Here is a 22,427-nt window from a genome sequence, read left to right as displayed (position 1 = left end):
CGCAGCGCGCCGATCACTTGCGGATCCGCAACGCCTGTCCCACCTTCGTCGCTCCCTCGCTCACCCCGCGCTGGATGTCCTGGACGACGGTCGTGACCTGATGGGTGCGATCGGCGAGCGCACGGCCGAGCGACTCCGCCCGAGCCGCCGTCGGCGCGTCGAGGAGGGTGGGCGCGCCCTCCTCCGCGACGGCCAGGAACGGGAGGAGCCAGTCCTCGAGCTCCGCGAGTGGCCCGTACTGCAAGGCGTAGTAGCGGTGCTGACCGCTCTCGCGCACCGTGACGAGACCCGCCTCCCGCAGCACCCTCAGGTGCTTCGACACGGTCGGCTGGCTGAGTTCGAGCCGCGCGACGATCGCCGAGACACTCATTCCGTCGGGCGCCGCGTCCTCTCGCTGCTCCAGCAGGAGCGCGAGGATGTCGCGCCGCGTCCCGTCCGCGATCACGCCGAAGATGTCAGCCATGCGCCCAGGCTAGTCAGCCCTCCGGCCGCCGCGGTGGTCGCCGTGTCGCCGGAGGCGCTTCGAGCGAGAGCACACGACCGATCAGAGCCGGTGCCGTACCATAGCCGCGATCGAGTGGAGGATCCGCCGTGGTGGCTCGCCAGCAGTTCCGCAGCCCGGTGGGCGTCTCGCCCATGTCCCCCTGGTCGGGCTTCGCGCGGGCCCGCGATCTGGTCGACGACTTCGCCGGCCGCTCGCCCTCGCGCTTCGCGATCCTCATCTTCTCGAGCCTGATCCTCGTCTTCACCCTTCTCTTCTCGCTGCCGATCTCGAGCAGCGAGGGCCTGGTCACCCCCCTGCACGACGCCTTCTTCACCGCCATGTCGGTGATCTGCGTCACGGGACTCGCGACCGTCGACATGGCCACGCACTGGTCGGCGTTCGGCCACTCCATCATCTTCATCGGCGTCAACATCGGCGCCCTCGGGGTGCTCACGCTCGCGTCGATCATGGGGCTCGCCATCTCGCGCCGCCTCGGCTTGCGAGCCAAGCTCATGGTGGCGAGCGACTCCAACCCGCTCCGGATCCACTCCGGTCCCGTCGCGGAAGGACAGGCGGTGCGCCTGGGCGAGATCGGTGGCCTGCTTGCCACCGTCGCGATCAGCGCCGCCGCGATCGAGCTCATCGTCGCCCTGCTGCTGTTCCCGCGGATGCTCATCGACGGCATCCCGGTCGGGGAGGCGGTGTGGCACTCGTTCTACTACTCGGCGATGGCGTTCACCAACACGGGCTTCTCCCCGAATGCCGCAGGACTGACCCCGTTCGAGGACGACTACTGGTTCCTCGGGATCCTCATGGTCGGCGTGTTCCTCGGCTCGATCGGTTTCCCGGTCATCTACGCCTTCTCGCGCGGCTGGAGACGACCGCGCAAATGGTCGGTGCACGTGAAGCTGACCCTGGTCACCTCCGTGATCCTCCTCGTCGCCGGGGCGGTGCTCTACATCGTCCTCGAGTTCGACAATCCGAAGACCTTCGGCAGTCTCGACGCGGGCGACACGGTGTTCCAGTCGTTCTTCCTCTCGACCATGACCCGATCGGGAGGGTTCTCGACGATCTCGATCCCCGATCTCAACGGGTCGAGCCTGCTCGTCACCGACATGCTGATGTTCATCGGGGGAGGCTCCGCGTCGACCGCGGGCGGCATCAAGGTCACGACGCTCGCCATCCTGTTCCTCGCCGCGTTCGCGGAGGCGCGCGGAAACAACGACATGGAGACGTTCGGTCGCCGCATCCCCAACGATGTCCTGCGCCTGGCCGTCTCGGTGGTGTTGTGGGGGGCGACGACCGTGGCGGTCTCGTCGATCCTGATCCTGCACCTCACGAAGGCGCCGCTGGACTCCGTGCTCTTCGATGTCATCTCGGCGTTCGCGACCTCGGGGCTCTCGACGGGCCTGACCGCCGAGCTGCCGCCCACCGGGGTCTACATCCTCGCGTTGACGATGTTCATGGGGCGCGTTGGTACCGTGACTCTCGCTGCCGCGCTCGCCGCGAGCCAGCGGAGGCAGTTGTTCAGACGACCGGAAGAGAGGCCCATCGTTGGTTGACCGCATCAGGTACGACGCCCCCGTGCTGGTGATCGGTCTCGGCCGCTTCGGAGCCGCGACGGCCGGCCAGCTCGACCGCCTCGACCGCGAGGTGCTCGCCGTCGACGCTGATGCCGGGCTCGTCCAGAAGTGGTCGGAGCGGGTCACTCATGCGGTGCAGGCCGATGCCCGCTCGCTCGACGCGCTCGTGCAGATCGGCGCGCAGGACTTCCAGGTCGCCGTCGTCGCAGTGGGCTCCTCGATCGAGGCGTCCGTGCTCATCACCGCGAACCTGGTCGATCTCAAGATCCCGCAGATCTGGGCCAAGGCGATCTCCCGCTCGCACGGCAAGATCCTCGAGCGCATCGGGGCGAACCATGTCATCTATCCCGAGGCGGAGGCGGGCGAGCGGGTCGCGCACCTCGTCTCGGGCCGGATGCTCGACTTCATCGAGTTCGACGACGACTTCGTGCTCGCCAAGATGTACCCGCCCAAGCCCATCCGGGGTCTGACTCTCACGGAGTCGGGGGTACGCCGCAAGCACCGCGTCACCGTGGTCGGAGTGAAGAGCCCGGGCAAGCCCTTCACCTATGCCACCGAGCAGACCGTCGTCTCGAATCACGACCTGATCGTGGTCAGCGGCACCCCGGGCGACATCGAGCGCTTCGCGGCCCTCGGCTCCTGAGGCCTCCCGGCAGGGTCAGGAGGCGGCGAGCGCGCGGGCGCGAGCGAGCGCTGCGTCGGTCGCGCGGGTGAAGAGGGAGGCGAGGTCCGCCTCCTGCAGCACCGCGATCGCGCGCTCGGTCGTTCCCTTCGGGCTCGTCACACGGCGCCGCAGCTCGGCGGGGTCCTCGCCGGAGTGCGCCAGCAGCTCCGCGGCACCGCGGAAAGTGCCGACGACCATCGTCGACGCCTGTTCGGCGGTGAACCCTTTCGCGACCGCGGCGGCGATCAGCTCCTCGATCAGCAGGAAGACGTAGGCGGGCCCCGACCCCGACACGGTAGAGAGCGCGTCGAGCTGCGCCTCCGGGACCTCCACGACCTCGCCGACCGTCTCGAACAGGCGGCGGACGAGCGCGAGGTCGCCCGCGCTCGATCGGGTGCCCGCACTCAGGCCCGTCACGGCGCGACCCACGAGCGCGGGCGTGTTCGGCATGGAGCGCAGCACAGCGACGGAGGCGGGAAGGTGTCGCTCGAAGGTCTCGACCGTCACACCCGCGGCGACGCTGACGACGACCGTCCCGGGCGCCAGGGCGTCCGCAATCTCGTCGAGCAGCGCAGGCACCATGTGGGGCTTCACCGCGACCAGCACGACCGCTGCGCCCTCGACCGCGCGGCGGTTCGCCTCCGGGTCGTCGGCGGTCGCGAACGCGGTCACCACCGGGTGCCCCTGCCAGGCCGCCGCCTTGGCCGAGTCGCGGTTGGTCACGCGCACACCGCCCTCGACCTGCACACCGGGGGCGAGCAGTCCCGTGAGGATGGCGCCTCCCATCGAGCCGAGGCCGAGGACGGCGATGGACGGGAGCTGCACGGGAGCGTCGGTCACCCGGCCATCCTACGAAGCCACCGAGCACGCGGCGGCGCGCGGTCGGTCGCACGACTCCCGGCCCCTAGGATGATGCGACCGGCGCTCGGCGAGCCTGCGCACGGCATACCCAGCGCACGGCACGGCACTGAGGAGAACACGTGAGCTCATCCGGAGGCGGCATCGCGATCGTCCCGCCCCCTGCGGCCGAGGATCAGGACGGCCCGGCACCATCGGCCGCCCGGATGACGGTGCGGCTGCCGCACCTCGGACGCACCGTCTCCGTCGAGAGCGCCGGCTGAGATGCGCCACGCCCTCGCCATCGTCAACGAGCGCGGCGCGGGCCTCGGCGCGCTCGAACCGATCCTGACCGGGCTGGGATTCGACGTCGAGTCGGTCGCGGGCACTGGGCTCGGCCAGGTCGACCTGGTCGCGCCCGACCTCGTGGTCACCCTGGGATCCAGCGCGGGCGTCTACGAGACCGCCCGCCATCCGTTCATCACGCCGCAGATCGCACTGCTGCAAGAGAGGCTCGACGACAAACGACCGACCCTCGGCATCTGCTTCGGGGCCCAACTGGTGGCGACCGCGCTCGGCGACACGGTGCGGCCTGGGCCGACGCGTGAGGTCGGGTTCAGCGAGCTCGCCCTCACGGAGGCGGGCCGGCTCTCTCCACTGCGCCATTTCGAGGGGGTGCCGGTCATGCAGTGGCACGGCGACAGGATGGGGCTGCCCGCCGGTGCGACGCTGCTCGCCTCCTCCGCCGCCTACCCCGTCGAGGTGTATGCGGTGGGCGGATGGCTACTGGGGCTGCAATTCCACCCCGAGCTCTCGACGACGATGGCGGCGAGCTGGCTGGAGGGCGACGGAGAGTACGCAGCCGGCGCGGGCTACGACTCCGCGCGGCTCGTGGAGGACCAACGCTCAGGCCGGTTCGAGCGGATGCGGGAAGCGACGGCGCGCATGCTCGAAGAGTGGCTGGGCGCCGGCGACTGAGGCCGGAGCATCACCGGCGAGCGGCGAAGAAGTCGAGCAGGAGGCGCGAGCCCTCCTCGGCACGCACGCCCGGGTACACCTCGACCACGTGGTTGTGCCGACGGTCGCGCAGGAGGTCGTGCACCGATCCGGCGGCTCCCGCCTTCTCGTCCCAGGACCCGAAGACGACGCGGTCGATGCGGGCCGCGAGGATCGCGCCCGCGCACAGGACGCAGGGCTCGAGCGTGACGACGAGGGTGCAGCCCACGAGTTGCCAGTCGCCCCGGGCGGAGGCGGCGGCGCGCAGCGCGACGACCTCGGCGTGAGCGGTGGGATCGCGCGTCAGCTCGCGCTCGTTGCGGCCCCGGCCGATCACGGTTCCGGAGGCGTCCACCACGACCGCGCCGACGGGGACGTCACCCCATTGGGCGGCCCGCCGCGCCTCGTCGAGCGCGATCGCCATCCAGCCCTCGGAGCCGACGGGTGCGGGCAGGTCGCTCTCGCGCATCGCTCCTCCTCCGCCTCGACCGGCCGGGCGAACTGCGCTCGGCGGAGGCGCCGGGTCGTCCAGCGGCCAGCAAGTACATTGAGCCTATGCGCGTCCACGTAGCCGACCATCCGCTAATCACGCACAAGCTCACCGTGCTGCGCGACAAGCGCACCCCCTCCCCCACCTTCCGGCAACTCGCCGAGGAGCTGATGACCCTCCTCGCCTATGAGGCGACGCGCGGCGTCCGCACCCGTCCCGTCACCATCGAGACGCCGGTGACGCAGACCACTGGCCTCGCCCTGAGCGATCCGCAGCCTCTCGTCGTGCCGATCCTGCGCGCGGGCCTCGGGATGCTCGAGGGCATGGTCAAGCTCATACCGACCGCCGAGGTCGGCTTCCTCGGCATGGCGCGCAACGAGGAGACCCTCGAGCCCACCACCTACGCCGAGCGTCTGCCCGAGGACCTCTCCAACCGCCAGTGCTTCGTCCTCGACCCGATGCTGGCCACGGGAGGCTCTCTCATCGCAGCCATCCGGTTCCTCTTCGATCGCGGTGCCGTCGATGTGACAGCGGTCTGCCTGCTCGCGGCTCCGGAGGGGCTCGCCGCCGTCGAGAAGGCGTTCGGCGACCGCGACGTGACCATCGTCCTCGGCTCGCTCGACGAACGGCTCAACGAGCTCGGCTACATCGTCCCCGGTCTCGGCGACGCGGGTGACCGCCTCTACGGCCTCGCGGGCTGAGACCGCGGCGCACGAGGGACCGGGGACCCCCAGAAGACGGGCCCCTCGCCAGCAAGGAAACATATTGACGCAGGACGTCACAGTCCGCTTTACTGTCCCCCATGACTGACAACGCGCACGCCCTGACCTCCCTCGAGGCCATCGGGAATGCCGGCATGATGATGGCCGGCGGCCTCGTCATGAGCTGTCGAATGTGTGCATGAGGCACTGACCTCGCCGGCTCCTCGCTCAGCCTCCGCCCTCCGATCTTCCTGATCGGGCCGATCTCGATCGGACGGGCGTCGACGGCTCGAAGGATCCCGCGGATGCTCTGCATCCGCCTCTGCCGGTCCGCGTCTCGCGGACACGGCTCGATTGCGCACACCCGGATCCGACTCCCGGACACTCGTCCCGGATCCGACCAGTCCAAGGATTCGTCATGACTCTCCTCCACGCCCGCCCCACCGTCTCCACGATCGAGACCCCCCGCCTCCAGGTCGCCGAGACCGCTCCCGTCCAGCCTCGTCTGCGCGCCGTCCCCCAGGGCACCGAAGCCCGCGGTTTCGCGCTCTACGTCGGAATCGACGAGGCGAAGGCGCGCGCGGCAGGTGTCGATCTCGGCCGCCTCGTCGAAGAGCTCAAGCGCGTCACCGCCCTGCTCGCTCCCGACGCCGAGACCTACGCCTCCGTCGCCCTCGCCCCCCAAGGCGCCGGCGGGCGCGACGTGGACGTCGTCCGCCTCGCCCTCCAGGACCCCGCCGCCGTCGCGCGCCGACGCGCTGAGGTCGAGCCCGACCTCGACCGCGCGCCGGGCGGAGTCGTCATCGATATCTCACGCAAGCGCGTCATCCTCGACGACGAGACGACCGCCCTGACCTACAAGGAGTTCGAGCTGCTGCAGTACCTGGTGCTGCGCGAGGGACGCACGATCGAGCGCGCCGAGCTGATCGCCTCCCTCTGGGGTGCCGCGGACGACGACGCACCGAACGAGCGCACCATCGACGTGCACGTGCGTCGCCTCCGCGCCAAGCTCGGCCGCTACGAGGACATCGTCCGCACCGTTCGCGGCGCCGGCTACCGCTTCGATCGCCACGCCGACGTCGCCATCCGCTACGCCTCGACTCCGAGCCCCGACCTGTTCTGAAGAGACGCATGCGGGGGCGGCCCTCGTCTCGCCGCTCTCAGCCTCTCGGAGTGGTCGAGCGGCCGCGGCCCCGAGCTGGGGGAGCCTCCGAACGGTGCCTGACCGCCGCACACCGGCGGAGAGCCTGGGCGTTGCCGCTCTGCGAGCCTCCATGCTCGCAGCAAGGAGACGCACCGTCGCGGCTCAGAGAGGTCACAGCAAACGAGAGGTTGCGCCGTTACCGGGTCGTTATATAGTTCAAGAGCGTCAACCGTTTGCTGTGGCGGAGAAGCGCGAGAAGTGATTGCAGGACACTCTGGTGCAAGGGAATGAAGGCCGGCCGCTCGCCTCAGCGGCCGGCCTTCTGTCGTTCCCGCCGAGGGCTCCCGACTCTCCCCATCGAGCGCAGCGCGAGGGCTCTCGCTGTGACCCCATATCCTGAGAGGGACGTGAGAAGGAGCAGTCGTGGGTTCGAGACGGGCGGTCGCCGCATGGGAGTCGCTGTTCCGCGCCCAAGTGCACGTGATCCGCGCGCTGAACAGCGAGTTCCCCTCCAAGGAGATCTCGCTCAACGAGTACGACGTGCTCTTCAACCTCACCCGGCAACCTGAACGCCGAGCGCGGCTGCGGGACCTCAACAAGCACGTCCTGCTCACTCAGCCCAGCGTCAGTCGCCTGATCGACCGCCTCGTCGCGCGCGGCCTCGTCACGAAGAACGAGGACCCGTCGGACGCCCGCGGCACCGTCATCGAGATCACCGACGAGGGCTACGCGATGTTCCGCCGAGTGGCGCTCAAGCACGTCGAGACCATCTCGGACAAGGTCGGCTCCGCGCTCGACGACGAGGAGCTGGACCAGCTGACCCTGCTGTGCGACAAGCTGCGCCACGGCGTCGCCTCGGTATGACGCGGCTCCGCTAGCACGGGCGGGCAGCTCCGACCAGCTCTTCGCAGGTGAGGGCGCACCGCGGATCATGGGAGACCATGAGCGACACCTCCCCCACCCTCGTCTGGCTCCGCGACGACCTTCGCCTCGCCGACAACCCCGCCTTGCGCGCGGCGATCGATCGAGGCGGGCCCGTGGCGGTCTGCTATCTGCTCGACGAGGAGTCCGACGGCATCCGCCCACTCGGCGGGGCCGCGCGCTGGTGGCTGCACGGGAGCCTGACGGCGCTGGGAGCCGACCTGGCCGAGCACGGCGTCCCGCTGATCCTCCGCCGCGGGCCGGCCGAAGCCGTCGTGCTCCAGCTCGCCGAGGACATCGGCGCCGGGTCCGTCCACTGGAATCGCCGCTACGGACAGGCCGAGCGCACCGTCGACACCGCCGTGAAGGAGGCGCTGCGCTCCGACGGCCGAGAGGCGACGAGCCACCAGGGCAGCCTCCTCTTCGAGCCGTGGACGGTCCAGACCGGCACCGGCGGACCGTACTCGGTGTACACGCCGTTTGCTCGAGCGTGCCACAGCCGCCCGGCACCGCGAGAGCCGTTGCCGCGCCCCCGCTCCCTCGACAGGCTGCCCGTGCGGGTCGCCTCCGATGATCTCGACGACTGGGGGCTGCTGCCCGCAGAGCCCGACTGGGCCGGAGGGCTGCGCGAACGATGGGAGCCGGGCGAGAAGGCGGCAGTGAAGCGACTGCGCGCGTTCCTCGCGGAGCAACTGGACGACTATGCGGACGGACGCGACCGTCCCGCCGAAGACGCGACGTCGAACCTGTCACCGCACCTGCGCTGGGGCGAGATCAGCCCGTTCCAGGTGTGGCACGCGGTCGAGCAGGCGCGGGCGCGGGGCGAACACCGCGGTGAAGGCAGCGAGCGCTTCATCTCGGAGCTGCTGTGGCGCGAGTTCTGCTACCACCTCCTCTTCCACTGGCCCTCTCTCGCGACGGCGAACTTCGACTCCCGCTTCGACTCCTTCCCCTGGGGGCATCCCGGCTCCGAGCGGATCGAGGCGTGGCACCGCGGCCACACGGGCTTCCCGCTCGTGGACGCGGGGATGCGCGAGCTGTGGCGCACCGGCTACATGCACAATCGCGTCCGCATGGTGACCGCGTCGTTCCTCATCAAGAACCTGCTCGTCGACTGGCGCGTGGGCGAGGAGTGGTTCTGGGACACGCTCGTCGACGCCGACCCGGCAAGCAATGCGGCCAACTGGCAGTGGGTGGCGGGGTCGGGTGCCGACGCCTCCCCCTTCTTCCGCGTGTTCAACCCGGTCACCCAGTCGAAGAAGTTCGATCCCGACGGCGACTACCTCCGAGCGAACGTGCCCGAACTCGCCGATATCGACGGCTCGGCGGTGCACGAGCCGTGGACGCTCGGCGGCACCCTCGACGCGACGGCGGCCGACTATCCGGAGCCGATCCTCGATCTGAAGGAGACGAGAGCCCTCGCGCTCGACGCCTTCGCGACGATCAAGGGCGCGCCCCGCGACATCTCGCGCCACTGACGGGACGACGGCGCCGCGAGGCCGCCTAGATATAGAGGGCCGGGTCGATCAGGAGGCCGGGATCGGCGAGCGCTTGCTCGGCGCTGACCCTGCTCCGCAGGTCACGGGCGGGGATGCCCACGAGGACCGCTCGGTCCGGTGCGTCAGCGACCACCACGGCGTTCGCTCCGACACTGACGTCCGAACCCAGGGTGATCGGTCCGAGGACGACGGCTCCGGCTCCGATGACGACGCGGTCGCCGATGGTCGGATGCCTTCGCTCGCGCCGAGCCGACTTCCCGCCCAGAGTGACCCCGTGATAGAAGAGGCAGTCGTCGCCCACGCGCGCGGTCTCGCCGATGACGACTCCCATGCCGTGATCGATGAAGAGCCGGCGGCCGATCGTGGCGCCGGGATGGATCTCGATCCCCGTCGCCGCGCGCGCCGCCTGGGTCAGGAGCCGTGCCGGAAGACGCAGGCCGCGCCTCCACCAGGCGTGCGCGATCCGATACGCCCACACGGCGTGCAACCCCGGGTAGGCCAAGACGACCTCCGCGGCGGTACGAGCCGCGGGATCGCGCTCGCGCGCCGTGCGGATGTCCTCGCGGAGCCGCGCGAGCAGGCCGGGGCGGGCACCGCGGTCTCGGTCGGACCGGGGCGCCGGAGGCGAACTCGTGCCGCTCAGCTGCGGAGGTCCTCGTAGAGGACGGTCGAGATGTAGCGCTCGCCGAAGTCGCAGACGATCGCGACGATGGTCTTGCCCGCGTTCTCGGGACGCTTGGCCACCTCGAGGGCGGCCCACATGATCGACCCGGAGGAGATGCCTCCGAGGATGCCCTCGCGAGCGGCCATCTCGCGGGCCACACGCACGGAGTCCTCGAGGGTGACGTCGATGATCTCGTCGTAGACGTCTCGGTCGAGGATCGCCGGCACGAAGTTGGCGCCGATGCCCTGGATCTTGTGCGGGCCGGCCGTGCCCTGGGTGAGGAGCGGGGAGTCGATCGGCTCGACGCCGATGACCTGCACGCCGGGCTTGCGCTGCTTCAGCACCTGGCCGACACCGGTGATGGTGCCGCCCGTGCCGATGCCGGCCACGAAGACGTCGACCTCGCCGTCGGTGTCCTCCCAGATCTCCTCCGCGGTCGTGCGGCGGTGCACCTCGGGGTTCGCGGCGTTCTCGAACTGGCGGGCCAGGATCGCGCCGGGCGTCTCGGCGACGATCGCCTGCGCCTTCTCGACCGCGCCGCGCATGCCCTCGCTGCCGGGCGTCAGAACGATCTCGGCGCCGTAGGCGCGCAGCAGCACGCGACGCTCGACCGACATCGTCTCCGGCATCGTCAACACGACCTTGTAGCCGCGCGCCGCGCCGACCATCGCGAGCGCGATGCCGGTGTTGCCGCTCGTGCCCTCGACGATGGTGCCGCCCGGCGGGAGCTCGCCCGAAGCCTCCGCCGCGTCGACGATCGCGACGCCGATACGGTCTTTGACGCTGTTGGCGGGGTTGTAGAACTCGAGCTTCGCGAGGACGCTCGCCTGAGCGGCACCCTCGAGACGGTGGATGCGGACGAGAGGGGTCCTGCCGACGAGCTCGGTCACGTCGTCGTGGATGCGTGCCATGGTGGGATCTTTTCTGCGGGGTGGACCGCCCGGGGCCCCGGGGCGGTGCGTGGAGAGAATGCATGAGGCGCTCCGCGGGAGCGACCCTCCCTAACGATACGGATGCTGGAGGGTCGCGGGTGCCGATCCACGGCGCTCTCTGAGAACCCCCGTGCCCGACCCCGAGCATTCCCCGCCAGCGGGCATCTCCGTCTCGCGACTGACCTCCTTCTCGGGGGCCGGTCACGTACCATCGACGCGGGGGTTCGCGCGAGTGTTCGCGAGGCGCCTCGCCACCGGCCCCCGAACGATCTCCGCGGTCCTGCACCGCGTCGAAAGGACGACCGCTCCATGGCTCTTCCCACCGCATCCCGCCGCCCCGTCCGGCCGCTCGGGATGTCGCTGCGGGCCATCGTGGGGTTCGTCGGGATGAGCGCGGTCGCGGGCGTCCTCATCACCGTGGGGGTGACCCCCGCGCTCGCGCTCACGGGACTCGCGACGACCAACACCATCGGCATGTTCCAGAACCTGCCCGGCTACCTCGACGTCGGCCAGCTCATGCAGCGCACCAACATCTACGCGGGCGACGGCGTGACCCTCCTCGCCTCCGTCTACGACCAGAACCGCGTGGAGGTCGGCTGGGACGACGTCGCGCAGTCGGCGAAGGACGCGGCCGTCGCCGGCGAGGACCCGCGCTTCTATCAGCACGGCGGGATCGATCTGCAGGGAACGTTGCGCGCGCTCGCGGTGACCCTCTCGGGCGGCGACCTCCAGGGCGGCTCCTCGATCACGCAGCAGTACGTCAAGAACGTGCTCGTGCAGAAGGCCGAGTCCATCACCGATGCAGGACAGCGTCAGGCCGCCTACGAGGAGGCCACGTCGCCCACTCCCGAGCGCAAGCTCAAAGAGATGCGCCTCGCGATCGGCCTCGAGAAGGAATACTCCAAGAACGACATCCTCCTCGGATACCTCAACATCGCCCTCTTCGGAGGCACCGTCTACGGCATCGAAGCCGCCGCGAACTACTACTTCGGCATCTCCGCCAGTCAGCTCTCGACCGCGCAGTCCGCCGCCCTGTTGGCGATCGTGAACAACCCCGAGAAGTTCCGCTTCGACACCCCGAACAACGAGGCGAACGGCGCCGCCAACGGTTACGCGCAGACGAAGGAGCGACGCGACTACATCCTCTCGGAAGAGCTCAAGCACGGTCAGATCGACCAGCCGACGTACGACGCGGCCATCGCCGAGGCGATCACGCCGAAGATCACCGAGCCTTCCACGGGATGCTCGACGGCCGGCAATGCCGCCTACTTCTGCGACTACGTGCTCAACGTGCTCCGCAACGACGCCGTGTTCGGGGCGACGGACGACGAGCGCTACCAGCGCATCCGCCAGGGCGGCTTCGACGTCGTGACGACCCTCGACCTCGACGTGCAGAGCACCTCGCAGACGTCGCTGAGCGCCTACGTGCCTGCGGTCGACCCGCGCTTCGAGGTCGGTGCCACCGCCGCAAGCGTGCAGGCCGGCACCGGTCGCGTGCTCTCGATGGTGCAGAACACGAAGTACAGCCAAGACGCCGACTTCCTCGCGGCCAACCCCGGCTACACCGCCGTCAACCTCAACGTCGACCGCAATATGGGAGGCGGCTCCGGTGTCCAGACGGGATCGACGTACAAGGTCTTCACCCTCGCCCGGTGGCTGATGTCGGGACACACCATCAACGAGTCCTTCGCCTCGCCGACCGCGGGCTTCCCCACGTATCCGCAGAAGTGCAACGTCGGAAACGACGGCATCTTCAGCGAGACGCCGCGCTTCGCGCCGCGCAACGACGATCCCTCCGAGGACGCGAGTTCGATGACGGCACTCTCGGCGACGACCGACTCGATCAACACCGGCTTCATGGGCATGGCTCACCAGCTCGATGTCTGCGACATCCGCACGACCGCCGAGTCCTTCGGGGTGCACACGGCCGTCGGCACCGAGCTCCAGAGCGGGCCCGCGAGCGTGCTGGGCACGAACACCATCGCGCCGCTCACCATCGCCGCCGCCTATGCCGGCATCGCGAACGACGGGACGACGTGCTCGCCGATCGTCATCGACAAGATCACCGACAGCTCCGGCAATGCGGTGCAGCCTCCTGCCTCGTCGTGCACGACCTCGGTCAGTGACGATGTCGCCCACGGCATGCAGTACGCGATGCAACGCGTGATGACGTCCGGAACGGCCTACGCATCGAACCCCCGCGACGGCATCGAACACATCGGCAAGACCGGAACGACGGATGACGCCGCCGACGTGTGGACCGCGGGCGCGAGCAAGTCGGTCGCTCTCGCCGTCTGGGTCGGCAGCATCAACGGGTTCGGGGACAACAAGCGCCAGAACCTCCGCACCGTGAGCCTCACCGGCGACTCGGGCACCGTCCTCGCCTCCAACTCCCGCCATGTGATCTTCAAGCCGATCATGACGGCCATCGACAAGAAGTACGGGGGCGACGACTTCACTGCGCCTCCGGCGACGATGCTCGCCTCGTCCCCCCGCCCGGCGACGATGACGACGGTTCCGGACGTCGCCGGCCAGAGCGTCGACGCTGCGACCGCGACCCTGACGGCGGCAGGTTTCAGCGTGGGCATCCAGGAGCAGGCCGACTCGGCGACGATCCCCCAGGGCTCCGTCGTCTCGACGACGCCGAGCGCGGGCAAGGACGTGCTGCGCGGTGCCGTGGTCCCCCTCCAGGTGAGCACGGGCAAGCCGCCGGTCAACATAGGGGACATCAACGACATCAACGGCGACCTGATCGAATAGAGGCGCGGCACGGCCGTGGCGCGCCTCGGCGGGGATGTCGCAGGCCTCGCCTAGTGTGCTGATGCACCGAGAGGATCCATCCTGAAGCGACCGAACGTCCCCGTGTTCCACCCCCGTCGAACCGTCCACGGGGCGATCGGTGCGCTGTTCGGTTTCGTGATCGTGAGTGTGATCGCGGGGCTCGTCACCGCCGTGGTCGTCGCACCCGCCGCCGCGCTCACCGGAGCGGCAACCTCGGGCACGATCTCGGCGTTCCAGTCGCTCCCCAGCTATCTCGAGGTCGGCAGTCTGATGCAGAAGACCGACGTGTACGCGGGCGATCCGGAGAACCCGACGCTGCTCGCCTCCTTCTACGACCAGAACCGCATCGAGGTGACGGCCGATCGCATTGCACACTCGGCGAAGGATGCGCTCGTCGCGAGCGAGGATCCGCGCTTCTACGAGCACGGAGGCATCGATCTGCAGGGAACGCTGCGCGCCATCGCGAGCACCTACCTCCTCGACCGCGACACCCAGGGCGGCTCGTCGATCACGCAGCAATACGTCAAGAACGTACTCGTGCAGAAGGCGGAGTCGATCAGCGACCAGACCGAACGCGACAAGGCCTATGCGGAGGCGACCGCGACGACTCCCGAGCGCAAGCTCAAAGAGATGCGCCTCGCGATCGGCCTCGAGAAGGAGTACTCCAAGGACGACATCCTCCTCGGATACCTCAACATCGCCCTCTTCGGAGGCACCGTCTACGGCATCGAAGCCGCCGCGCAGTACTACTACGGCATCTCGGCAGCCGAGCTCTCGGTCGGGCAATCGGCGGCTCTGCTGGCGATCGTGAACAACCCCGAGAAGTTCCGCTTCGACCGCCCCGACGACGAGGCGAACGGCGCCGCCAACGGCTACGCGCAAACCGCTGAGCGGCGCGACTACATCCTCGACCGCATGCTGGAGTACGGCAAGATCGACGCAGCCACCCACGATGCTGCTGTCGCGGCGCCGATCGCACCGCGGATCACGCCTCCCTCGACCGGCTGCCAGACGGCCGGCAACGCCGCCTACTTCTGCGACTACGTCACCCATGTGCTGCGCGACGATCCGGCGCTCGGAGCGACCGACGACGAGCGCTACGCGGCGATCAAGCGCGGGGGGCTCAAGGTCTACACGACCATCGACCTGGGGCTCCAGGCGCAGGCGCAGCAGCTGATGGACGCACAGGTCCCCTCCTCCGATCCCCGGTTCGATGTCGGCGCGACCGCCGTCGCCGTGCAGGCCGGCACCGGTCGGGTGCTGACGATGGTGCAGAACAAGCGTTACAGCCAAGACCCCGACGTCATCGCGAGCAGCCCCGAGTACTCCGCGATCAATCTCAACGTGGACGCGGACTCCGGCGGCGGCAACGGGTTCCAGACGGGCTCGGCCTACAAGGTGTTCACGCTCGCCGAATGGCTCGACCGCGGCCACACCCTGCTCGAGCAGTTCGACTCGAGACAGCAGAACTGGACAGGCTTCGCCGACAGTTGCAAGGGAACCTGGAACTACGACTCCTACAACCCCAAGAACGCCGGAGACGGCGGCTACACCGACACCCAGACCGCGCTGTACTCGACCGTGTACTCGCTCAACACCGGCTATACCGGCATGTCGCACCTGCTCGATCAGTGCGAGATCCGCAAGCAGGCCGAGGCTTTCGGCGTGCATCGCGCAGACGGCCAGCCGCTCGTGCAGTCGCCGGGCGCGGTGTTAGGGACGAACGAGCTCGCTCCCCTGACGATGGCTACCGCCTACGCCGGCATCGCCGACAACGGCATGACCTGCTCGCCGATCGCGATCACCGCGATCGTCGGAGTCGACGGCCGCGACATCGCGCCCGCGAAGTCCACCTGCACCCGCGCCGTGTCCACGAAGGTCGCGACCGCGATGCAGTACGCGATGTTGAAGGTGACCGCCGAGGGCACGGGAACGCCCGACGATCCGAAGAACGGCATCCAGCACATCACCAAGACCGGCACGACCGACAACTCGACCGACACCTGGGCGATCGGCGCCTCGAGCGCCACCTCGCTCGCGGTCTGGGTCGGCAGCATCTCGGCGAAGGACGACGCCTCGCGCGTCAACCTCGACTCGATCACCTTCGACAGCGGGTGGGCCCCGGATGCCCGCCACCGCATCTGGAAGCCGCTGATGACCGCGATCGACACGCGCTACGGAGGCTCCGACTTCTCTCCCCCCGACCCGGCGATGGTCGCGGCTCCGCAGAGCACCGTGCCCGACGTGACGGGGCGCAGCGCGGATGCGGCGACGCAGGCGCTCGTCGCGGCGGGTCTCTCGGCAGGGTCCGTCTCGCAGGTCGACTCGACCCAGCCCAAGGGGAGCGTGGCCGGCACTTCGCCCGCGGCCGGGTCGAGGGTCGACAAGGGGTCGGCGGTGCAGATTCAGCTGAGCACAGGAAACCAGCCGCCACCCGCTCCACCCTCCGGCTGACCGTTCCTGAGTAGCGCCGCCGAACGGGCGGCCCCGAAACGATAGGGAGGCGTGCCCGCGGGCGAGCGTCGCGCCTGAGCGAATGCGGAGTGCTCTTTCGCGCTCCGCACCCGGGGCCCAGGATAGAAACTGCGGCACCTCGCCGGGGCCGGTCGGAGCGGAGGAGCACAGTGGGCGACGCGGAGCCGTTCGACATCGACGATCGCAGGAGCCGGAACGGGAGCCTTCGTTTCTCGGTGCGCGAGTTCGAGGAGGCGCCACTGGATCGCGAGGCGATCGTCGCCTCCGCCTACCTGCGTGCAGTCGGACTCGCGGCGGTCGCCCGCACGCTGCCGCTGCTCGAAGCGCACCCCGACCAGCGGGTGCAGGAGTTCGCGAGGACGTGGTCCGAGGAGAGGCGGCGGATCGCGGAGGCCCTCGAGGCGGTGCTGGCCGCCTCGCCGCAGATCCGAGGAGTGGACGTCGCTCCGCTCTCACGGGCGCCCGGGCACGTCTGCCTGAGCGCCGCGATCCCCGGACCGATCGCCCTCGCGCTCGCGGTCGACGCACGGGTCGCGGCGCACGCCCACCGGCGCCTGGGCCGCCTCTCCCTGCACCCCGAGCTCGAGAGGCTCACCGAGACCATGTCGGCGCTGCTCGATAAGCACGCCGCGCTCTTCATCGAGCATGCCGCCGGCGGTCTCGGCCGCCCGCTGGGGCGGCGAGTCGTCGCGGCAGGCGTGCTCGCGCTCCTGCGCCTCCCGATCGGCGAGTCGGAGTTGCCCGACGAGTTGGCGAGGGAGGGGCGCGAACTGGTGTTCGGGCGCGATGACGGCGGCCTCGAGGGCATCGATGCAGGCGTGGTCTCGGGCTTCGCGCTCCCCTGCACGGCCGCCCGGCGGCTCGTCCATCCGTATCGGCCTGCCCGCCTTCGCGCCGCGCACCGGCTGGGCCGACTCGCGGCCGACACCGAGGCAGCAGTGCGCGGGCTGCTCGATCACGCGCGCCAGTGAGCGCACCCTCCTGTCGCCCGCCTGCGGTACGGTAACCGCTCGGGCGGGGAGGTGCACGTGGGTCGGAGGCTGCGCCGGGCGCGGCGGATCGCCGTCGGTCTCGTCGGCGCGCTCGTGCTCGCCGCCGCCGCAGGGGCTCCCGTGTACGTCTTCCCTCCCGTCGACCCCCTCCCTCCGCGTGCCGACGCCGTTCTCGTTCTCGGGCCGCCCACGCGGGCGCGCACCGAGCTCGGCCGCGAGCTGATCGCCGAGGGAGTGGCCGACACCCTCCTGATCTCGGTGTGGCCCTCGGCGGCCTCCGCGCCTCCCGGCACGAGCGCCATCGTCGCCTGCGACGAGCCGGGGATGCACGTGGTGTGCTTCTCGGCGGACCCGGAGACGACGCAGGGCGAGGCACGGGCCCTCGCCCGCTACGCGCGGGACAACCACTGGTCGAGCATCGTCGTGATCACCCAGACCCCTCACATCGTGCGGGCACGGGTGATCCTCGAACGCTGCTGGGGCGGACATCTCGCGATGATCTCGTCCGGGGAGCCGACCGCGTTCGGCGACTGGGCGTACGAGTACGCCTACCAGACGGGGGCGTTCGCGAAAGTCCTGGTCGACCAGCAGTGCTGAGGGCTCAGCCGAGCAGCTCGCGGACGTCCTCGGCGGTGATGCCTCCCGTGGCGGTCGCGCCGTCGTCGGACATGACGGCCGCGAACAACGCGGCCTTCGCCTCCTTGAGGGCCATGACCTTCTCTTCGATGGTGTCCTTGGCGACGAGTCGGTAGACGAGCACCGAACGGGTCTGACCGATGCGGTGGGCACGATCGACGGCCTGCGACTCGGTCGCGGGGTTCCACCAGGGGTCGAGCAGGATGCAGTAGTCGGCTTCGGTGAGATTGAGACCAAAACCGCCCGCCTTCAGCGAGATGAGGAACACTCCCGCCTCGCCCGACCGGAAACGCTCGATCACCTCGTCGCGCTTCTTCGTCGCCCCATCGAGATAGGCGTAGTCGACGCCCGCCGCGTCGAGCCGGGAGCGCACCCGCCCGAGGAACCGGGTGAACTGGCTGAAGACCAGGACACGATGCCCCTCCGCGAGCGCATCGCCCAACAGCTCGTCGAGCAGGTCGAGCTTGGTCGAGGGCACGTTCTCGTGCGCCTCGTCGACGAGGGCGGCGTCGAGGGCGACCTGACGCAGCACCGTCAAGGCACGGAAGATCGCGAAGCGGTTCTTGTCGAAGTCGCCGATCAAGCCCAGAACGCGCTGACGCTCACGCGCGAGGTAGGTGTCATACACCTTGCGCTGGCGCGGGCCTAGCTCGACCTCGAGCGTCTGCTCCTGCTTGGACGGCAGCTCGGTCGCCACCAGTTCCTTCGTGCGTCGCAGCATCAGGGGACGGATGCGGCGGCGGAGCTGGACGAGCTTCTCGGCGTCGGCCTCGCGCTCGATCGGCTTCTGGTAGAACTCGATGAAACCCGTGGGCGAGGGGAACAGGCCGGGCGCGACGATCGACAGCAGCGACCACAGCTCCATGACGTTGTTCTCCATCGGGGTTCCCGTGATGGCGAGCTTGAAGGGCACGTCGAGCCGACGCGTGAGCTGGTGGGTCGCCGACTGGCGGTTCTTGACGAACTGCGCCTCGTCGAGCAGCAGGCCCGACCAGCGGATGCCCGCATACGACTCGTAGTCGAGCCGGAAGAGCGCGTACGAGGTGATGACCAGCTCCCCCTCGCCGATCACGCTCGAGAGCGCGCGGCGCTTCTTCTTGGACGTCTCATCGACACCGACCACGCGCAGCCCCGGCGCGAACCGTTTGGCCTCGGCCACCCAGTTGGGCACCACACTCGTCGGCGCGACGACGAGGAAGGGGCGCGGGGAGGTGCCGGCCTCGCGGGCCTCGACGCGTTGCTCCTGCATCACTCGCGCGACGAGGGCGAGCGACTGCACGGTCTTGCCCAGACCCATGTCGTCGGCGAGGACGCCTCCGAGCCCGTTGTCGTAGAGGAACGACAGCCAGTCATAGCCGAGCTGCTGGTAAGGCCGCAGCTCGACCGCGAAGCCGTCGGGCAGTGCGCGCGACGCGAGCGCGCCCGTGGCCGTGAATCCGGAGAGGCCTTCGACCGCGCGACGCCACGCGGCCGCCTGCGCCTCGACGACACCGAGCTCGACCAGCTCATCCCAGAGCGACGACTGGAAGCGGCTGATCCGCAGGGTCTCTCCCGCGTCGTCCGAGAGCTCGCGGGCCTCGGCGATCAGCTCGCGGAGGCGCCCGAAACGCTGGTCGTCGAGCGCGAAGTAGACGCCGCTGGGGAGCACCATGTATTCGTCGCCGCGGGCGAGGGCGAGGAAGATCTCGGCGAGCGGGACCGCCTCGTCGTTGACGGTGACGGAGATCTCGAGGTTGAACCAGTCGCGGCTGTCCGGCTGGGCGACAGTCTGCACGGCGACGACGGGAGCGGTCACGGCCTCGCGGTAGTCGACCCGCTCGCCGAGCTCCTCGATCTCGACGGTGCCGAGCTCGCGGAGGCGCTCGAGCTCGCCCGAGAGGAAGGCGACGGTCTGCATGCCGCGCAGGTCGAACGTCGGTCGCAGGCGTCTGCTCGAGGGAGAGAGGAGGGCCGGCGTCGACTCCGCGTCGATGCCGGCTCCGCCGAGCGACTCGAGAAGACGCTGCTCGGCCTCGGGATCGCGGTAGCCGGCGTCCTCGCCCATCCGCAGCGGAAGGCGCTCGGCCTCGACGCCTCGGGCGCCCGGCACTGCATAGCGCCACCACCACGAGCCGCGAAGGCCTGCGCCGTCGGTGTGCTCGAGGGTGAGGCCGAGATGCGGCTCGGGCAGGGGCGGCGACTCGAACGAGCCGTCGAGCGAGACGATGTCGAAGAGGCGATGCAGCCGCTGGTAGTGCTCGGTGAGGAAGGCCGACTCCTCTTGCGCCGGGATGCGGATGGCCTCGCGGCTCCACAGGAAGGTGCGCGCGGAGGAGAGCAGCGGGGCCGCGAACGGGATCAGAGTGACCGTGCGGGCGCGGAGCTCGTCGCCTCCCTCCCAGGTGTAGAGGCCGACGGCCGGGTCGCCGATGAAGCCGAAATCCTCCGGCGCCGGGTGGTCGCCGATGGCGACGAGCGAGCGCAGCTCGAGACCCTCGGTGGTGCGGGCGACGTCGATGGAGGCGGTGGCCGTGGTATCGAGGATCTTGAGCGGGCTCTGCTCGCGATCGCCCATGACGAGACTCAGGCCCGCACGGACGGCTCCGTGCAGGGCGGCCCAGATCGCCTCACTGCGGCACTGGTCGAGGTAGAGCCAGGTGTCGGGCGAGTAGTAGCTGGAGGCGCTGTGCCCCGACAACAGCCCCTGCAGCTCGCGGATCACGTCGATCTGGCGCTCGTCGTAGTCGTGGCTGTAGTGCAGGTAGCCGAGATCGCGCCAGCTCGTGCCCGTGCGCACCCAGCGGTCTCGGTCTCCCATCCGCACCGGACGCACGCCCAGGCGGGGGCGCGGCTCGGGCGGGGGTCGGTAGCTGTTGTAGCGACCGGGCGGGCGACGCACGGGCTCGCCGGGCAGCAGCTCGAACTGGAGGCCCAGCGGGATGCCTGCGTGGGAGCGATCGGCTCCGGCGAGCAGCGGGGCGAGCGCGCTGCGCCACTCCGGGACCGCATCGACGGCGGCCTCTCCGGGGAAGGGCGCGCTCAGACCGCCTTCGCGCTCGCGGCGCAGGGCCTCGACGAGCACGGCGGCGACATGCTTGCACTCGTGCTTGACCGGGCAGCTGCAGGCGCCGCCGAGGAGGCTCCACCGGTCGCCCTCGTCGCGCAGCTGCACGCTGACGGCATAGGGGGAGCGCCCCGAGCCACGGACCTGGCCGAACAGGCGCGTGCGGCCACCGAACCACTGCAGCTCGCGCGCCCGGCCCTCGTCGGCGTAGGCCGTGCCCTTCTCGAACGCCGCGGACCCCACGAGCGCGCGGACGTCTGCCTCGGAGAAGCTCTCGTGTCCGGCCGCCCCGGGCGCGACGGAGGGGGGCACCTCGTCGACAGGGTTGCGGCGGGCCATGGACCTCACGCTCTCCGCGCTCCGAACGAGCGCATCCGTCTATTCAACCCGATTCCCGGCGCCCGGCGAGCCAGGGGTCGGGATCGGTGGACAACTCCCCCGCCTCGCTACGGTGGAGGGATGCCACGCCTGTCCGTGATCTCGGCGCACACCTCCCCGCTCGAGCAGCCGTCGACAGGCGATGCGGGAGGGATGAACGTCTACCTCGCGGCCGTGTTGCCCGAGCTCGCGGCGCTCGGCTGGGAGATCGAGGTGTTCACACGCGGCGAGGGTGTGCGCCCGCTCGCTCCCGGGGTGCGGGTGGTCGGCGTGCCGGTCGCGGCGGGCGACAAGTACGCGCTGGCCTCGGCGGCCCCGGACTTCGCGCGCGCCGCGGCCGGCGCCGACGTGGTGCACTCCCACTACTGGGTCTCCGGGCTCGCCGGGATGTTGACGGGGGCTCCTCACGTGCACTCGATGCATTCGAGCGCGCTCGCGAAGAACGCGCGGCTGGCGGCGGGCGACTCCCCCGAGCCGCAGGCACGGATCGACGCGGAGCGGGCCGTGCTCGCCGCCGCCGACGCGATCGTCGTGGCGGGCGCCTCCGAACGCGACGACCTCCTCGGCGACTACGGCGCCGAGCCCACACGGGTGAGCGTGGTGCCTCCTGGCGTCGAGGCCCTGTTCCGGCCGGGAGGCGACGCGCGCGCCAACGAGGTCGTGCTGGTCGGACGCCTCCAGCCGCTCAAGGGACAGCTCCTCGCCGTGCGGGCGCTCGCGGCCCTGCCGGCCGGCGCTCGACCGGTACTGCGGCTGGTCGGCGGGGCTGCGCCCGGGCGGGAGGCGTACCTCGACGAGGTGCGCTCCGCAGCGGCTCCCCTCGGAGATCGGGTGCTCCTGGACGGGCCGGCCGAGCGCGCGGTCGTGGCGGAACGCCTCCGGAGCGCGCGCGTGGCGATGGTGCCCTCGGCAGCCGAGACGTTCGGCCTGATCGCCCTGGAGGCGGCCGCCAGCGGCACCCCGGTGCTGGCGCGCCGGACGAGCGGACTGGTCGACGCGGTGCGCGAGGGAGTGAGCGGGACGCTGCTCGACTCCGACGATCCGACGGTGTGGGCGGAGGCGCTGCTCGCGCTGCTCGGCGACGAGGCTCGGCGGGAGCGACTCGGTCGCGGGGGCATCGAGTGGGCAGCGGCGCACAGCTGGGCGGAGGCCGCGCGACGGCTGGACGCGGTGTATCGGCGGGTGATCTCCGACGCCACCGGATAGC

19 protein-coding genes are annotated in these 22,427 nt (G+C 70.2%); 13 read left to right on the top strand and 6 right to left on the bottom strand.

The window, feature by feature from the left end; all coding sequences use genetic code 11:
* Positions 1 to 13: 13 nt before the first annotated feature.
* The gene (locus ITJ45_RS12195; RefSeq protein ID WP_194609976.1) at positions 14 to 463 is read right to left on the bottom strand and encodes an ArsR/SmtB family transcription factor; all 450 of its coding nucleotides are present in this window, start codon (positions 461 to 463) and stop codon (positions 14 to 16) included.
* Between the two features lie 173 nt (positions 464 to 636).
* Between ITJ45_RS12195 and ITJ45_RS12190 the strand changes: the two genes are divergently transcribed.
* Positions 637 to 2,046: a TrkH family potassium uptake protein gene (locus ITJ45_RS12190; protein WP_194610475.1), complete on the top strand. Its 1,410-nt coding sequence runs from the start codon at positions 637 to 639 to the stop codon at positions 2,044 to 2,046.
* Positions 2,039 to 2,710 (top strand): potassium channel family protein, encoded by a 672-nt coding sequence (locus tag ITJ45_RS12185; protein WP_194609979.1) that lies wholly within the window; start codon positions 2,039 to 2,041, stop codon positions 2,708 to 2,710. Before ITJ45_RS12190 ends, ITJ45_RS12185 begins: the two co-directional genes overlap by 8 nt.
* Positions 2,711 to 2,725: 15 nt before the next feature.
* On the opposite strand, the gene proC is transcribed toward ITJ45_RS12185, so the two are convergent.
* A complete protein-coding gene (proC, locus tag ITJ45_RS12180) occupies positions 2,726 to 3,571 on the bottom strand; it encodes a pyrroline-5-carboxylate reductase (RefSeq protein ID WP_194609980.1) in 846 nt (281 codons plus the stop codon).
* Positions 3,572 to 3,711: 140 nt separating this feature from the next.
* Here proC and ITJ45_RS12175 point away from each other — a divergent pair, with 140 nt between their 5' ends.
* Entirely contained in the window at positions 3,712 to 3,852 is a 141-nt protein-coding gene (locus ITJ45_RS12175; RefSeq protein ID WP_194609982.1) for a hypothetical protein, read from the top strand.
* Between the two features lies 1 nt (position 3,853).
* Positions 3,854 to 4,546, top strand: a complete 693-nt coding sequence (locus tag ITJ45_RS12170) for a glutamine amidotransferase-related protein (protein WP_194609984.1) — start codon at positions 3,854 to 3,856, stop codon at positions 4,544 to 4,546.
* 10 nt (positions 4,547 to 4,556) lie between these two features.
* Here ITJ45_RS12170 and tadA read toward each other — a convergent pair whose 3' ends face one another.
* A complete protein-coding gene (tadA, locus tag ITJ45_RS12165; protein WP_228493875.1) occupies positions 4,557 to 5,033 on the bottom strand; it encodes a tRNA adenosine(34) deaminase TadA in 477 nt (158 codons plus the stop codon).
* An 86-nt stretch (positions 5,034 to 5,119) separates the two neighbouring features.
* On the opposite strand from tadA, the gene upp reads away from it, so the two are divergent.
* The 4 genes from upp to ITJ45_RS12145 all read left to right on the top strand — a co-directional run bounded on the left by upp (position 5,120) and on the right by ITJ45_RS12145 (position 9,298).
* Positions 5,120 to 5,755: a uracil phosphoribosyltransferase gene (gene upp / locus ITJ45_RS12160; RefSeq protein WP_194609985.1), complete on the top strand. Its 636-nt coding sequence runs from the start codon at positions 5,120 to 5,122 to the stop codon at positions 5,753 to 5,755.
* A gap of 418 nt (positions 5,756 to 6,173) precedes the next feature.
* Positions 6,174 to 6,878: a winged helix-turn-helix domain-containing protein gene (locus ITJ45_RS12155; protein ID WP_194609987.1), complete on the top strand. Its 705-nt coding sequence runs from the start codon at positions 6,174 to 6,176 to the stop codon at positions 6,876 to 6,878.
* 444 nt (positions 6,879 to 7,322) lie between these two features.
* Positions 7,323 to 7,763, top strand: a complete 441-nt coding sequence (locus ITJ45_RS12150; protein WP_194609989.1) for a MarR family winged helix-turn-helix transcriptional regulator — start codon at positions 7,323 to 7,325, stop codon at positions 7,761 to 7,763.
* 77 nt (positions 7,764 to 7,840) lie between these two features.
* A complete protein-coding gene (locus tag ITJ45_RS12145; RefSeq protein ID WP_194609992.1) occupies positions 7,841 to 9,298 on the top strand; it encodes a cryptochrome/photolyase family protein in 1,458 nt (485 codons plus the stop codon).
* Between the two features lie 25 nt (positions 9,299 to 9,323).
* On the opposite strand, the gene epsC is transcribed toward ITJ45_RS12145, so the two are convergent.
* Both epsC and cysK read right to left on the bottom strand, forming a co-directional pair.
* On the bottom strand, positions 9,324 to 9,899 hold the full coding sequence (gene epsC / locus ITJ45_RS12140; protein ID WP_194610479.1) for a serine O-acetyltransferase EpsC: 576 nt from the start codon (positions 9,897 to 9,899) through the stop codon (positions 9,324 to 9,326).
* Positions 9,900 to 9,958: 59 nt separating this feature from the next.
* Positions 9,959 to 10,894 (bottom strand): cysteine synthase A, encoded by a 936-nt coding sequence (gene cysK, locus ITJ45_RS12135; RefSeq protein ID WP_194609994.1) that lies wholly within the window; start codon positions 10,892 to 10,894, stop codon positions 9,959 to 9,961.
* Between the two features lie 330 nt (positions 10,895 to 11,224).
* On the opposite strand from cysK, the gene ITJ45_RS12130 reads away from it, so the two are divergent.
* From ITJ45_RS12130 to ITJ45_RS12115, 4 genes are all read left to right on the top strand, one after another.
* A complete protein-coding gene (locus ITJ45_RS12130; RefSeq protein WP_194609996.1) occupies positions 11,225 to 13,675 on the top strand; it encodes a transglycosylase domain-containing protein in 2,451 nt (816 codons plus the stop codon).
* Between the two features lie 102 nt (positions 13,676 to 13,777).
* On the top strand, positions 13,778 to 16,150 hold the full coding sequence (locus ITJ45_RS12125; protein WP_194609998.1) for a penicillin-binding protein: 2,373 nt from the start codon (positions 13,778 to 13,780) through the stop codon (positions 16,148 to 16,150).
* Positions 16,151 to 16,320: 170 nt separating this feature from the next.
* Positions 16,321 to 17,142: a hypothetical protein gene (locus ITJ45_RS12120; RefSeq protein WP_194609999.1), complete on the top strand. Its 822-nt coding sequence runs from the start codon at positions 16,321 to 16,323 to the stop codon at positions 17,140 to 17,142.
* 57 nt (positions 17,143 to 17,199) lie between these two features.
* The gene (locus ITJ45_RS12115) at positions 17,200 to 17,760 is read left to right on the top strand and encodes a YdcF family protein (protein WP_194610001.1); all 561 of its coding nucleotides are present in this window, start codon (positions 17,200 to 17,202) and stop codon (positions 17,758 to 17,760) included.
* A gap of 4 nt (positions 17,761 to 17,764) precedes the next feature.
* Here ITJ45_RS12115 and ITJ45_RS12110 read toward each other — a convergent pair whose 3' ends face one another.
* Entirely contained in the window at positions 17,765 to 21,181 is a 3,417-nt protein-coding gene (locus tag ITJ45_RS12110; RefSeq protein ID WP_194610003.1) for an SNF2-related protein, read from the bottom strand.
* Between the two features lie 120 nt (positions 21,182 to 21,301).
* Between ITJ45_RS12110 and ITJ45_RS12105 the strand changes: the two genes are divergently transcribed.
* On the top strand, positions 21,302 to 22,426 hold the full coding sequence (locus ITJ45_RS12105) for a glycosyltransferase (protein WP_194610005.1): 1,125 nt from the start codon (positions 21,302 to 21,304) through the stop codon (positions 22,424 to 22,426).
* The last annotated feature ends 1 nt before the right edge of the window (position 22,427 follow it).

This window comes from Rathayibacter sp. VKM Ac-2879, assembly GCF_015351245.1.
GTDB lineage: Bacteria > Actinomycetota > Actinomycetes > Actinomycetales > Microbacteriaceae > Rathayibacter.
Note: the sequence above shows the minus strand (reverse complement) of the source record. Positions and strands in the feature narration are given on the sequence as shown.

Bases quoted from the DNA above. Each gene is read 5' to 3' on its own strand.
- ITJ45_RS12190 (WP_194610475.1), top strand. From the start codon at position 637: ATGTCCCCCTGGTCGGGCTTCGCGCGGGCCCGCGATCTGGTCGACGAC.
- cysK (WP_194609994.1), bottom strand. From the start codon at position 10,894: ATGGCACGCATCCACGACGACGTGACCGAGCTCGTCGGCAGGACCCCT.
- ITJ45_RS12110 (WP_194610003.1), bottom strand. From the start codon at position 21,181: ATGGCCCGCCGCAACCCTGTCGACGAGGTGCCCCCCTCCGTCGCGCCC.
- ITJ45_RS12155 (WP_194609987.1), top strand. From the start codon at position 6,174: ATGACTCTCCTCCACGCCCGCCCCACCGTCTCCACGATCGAGACCCCC.
- ITJ45_RS12170 (WP_194609984.1), top strand. From the start codon at position 3,854: ATGCGCCACGCCCTCGCCATCGTCAACGAGCGCGGCGCGGGCCTCGGC.
- tadA (WP_228493875.1), bottom strand. From the start codon at position 5,033: ATGCGCGAGAGCGACCTGCCCGCACCCGTCGGCTCCGAGGGCTGGATG.
- ITJ45_RS12105 (WP_194610005.1), top strand. From the start codon at position 21,302: ATGCCACGCCTGTCCGTGATCTCGGCGCACACCTCCCCGCTCGAGCAG.
- ITJ45_RS12195 (WP_194609976.1), bottom strand. From the start codon at position 463: ATGGCTGACATCTTCGGCGTGATCGCGGACGGGACGCGGCGCGACATC.
- upp (WP_194609985.1), top strand. From the start codon at position 5,120: ATGCGCGTCCACGTAGCCGACCATCCGCTAATCACGCACAAGCTCACC.
- ITJ45_RS12145 (WP_194609992.1), top strand. From the start codon at position 7,841: ATGAGCGACACCTCCCCCACCCTCGTCTGGCTCCGCGACGACCTTCGC.
- ITJ45_RS12130 (WP_194609996.1), top strand. From the start codon at position 11,225: ATGGCTCTTCCCACCGCATCCCGCCGCCCCGTCCGGCCGCTCGGGATG.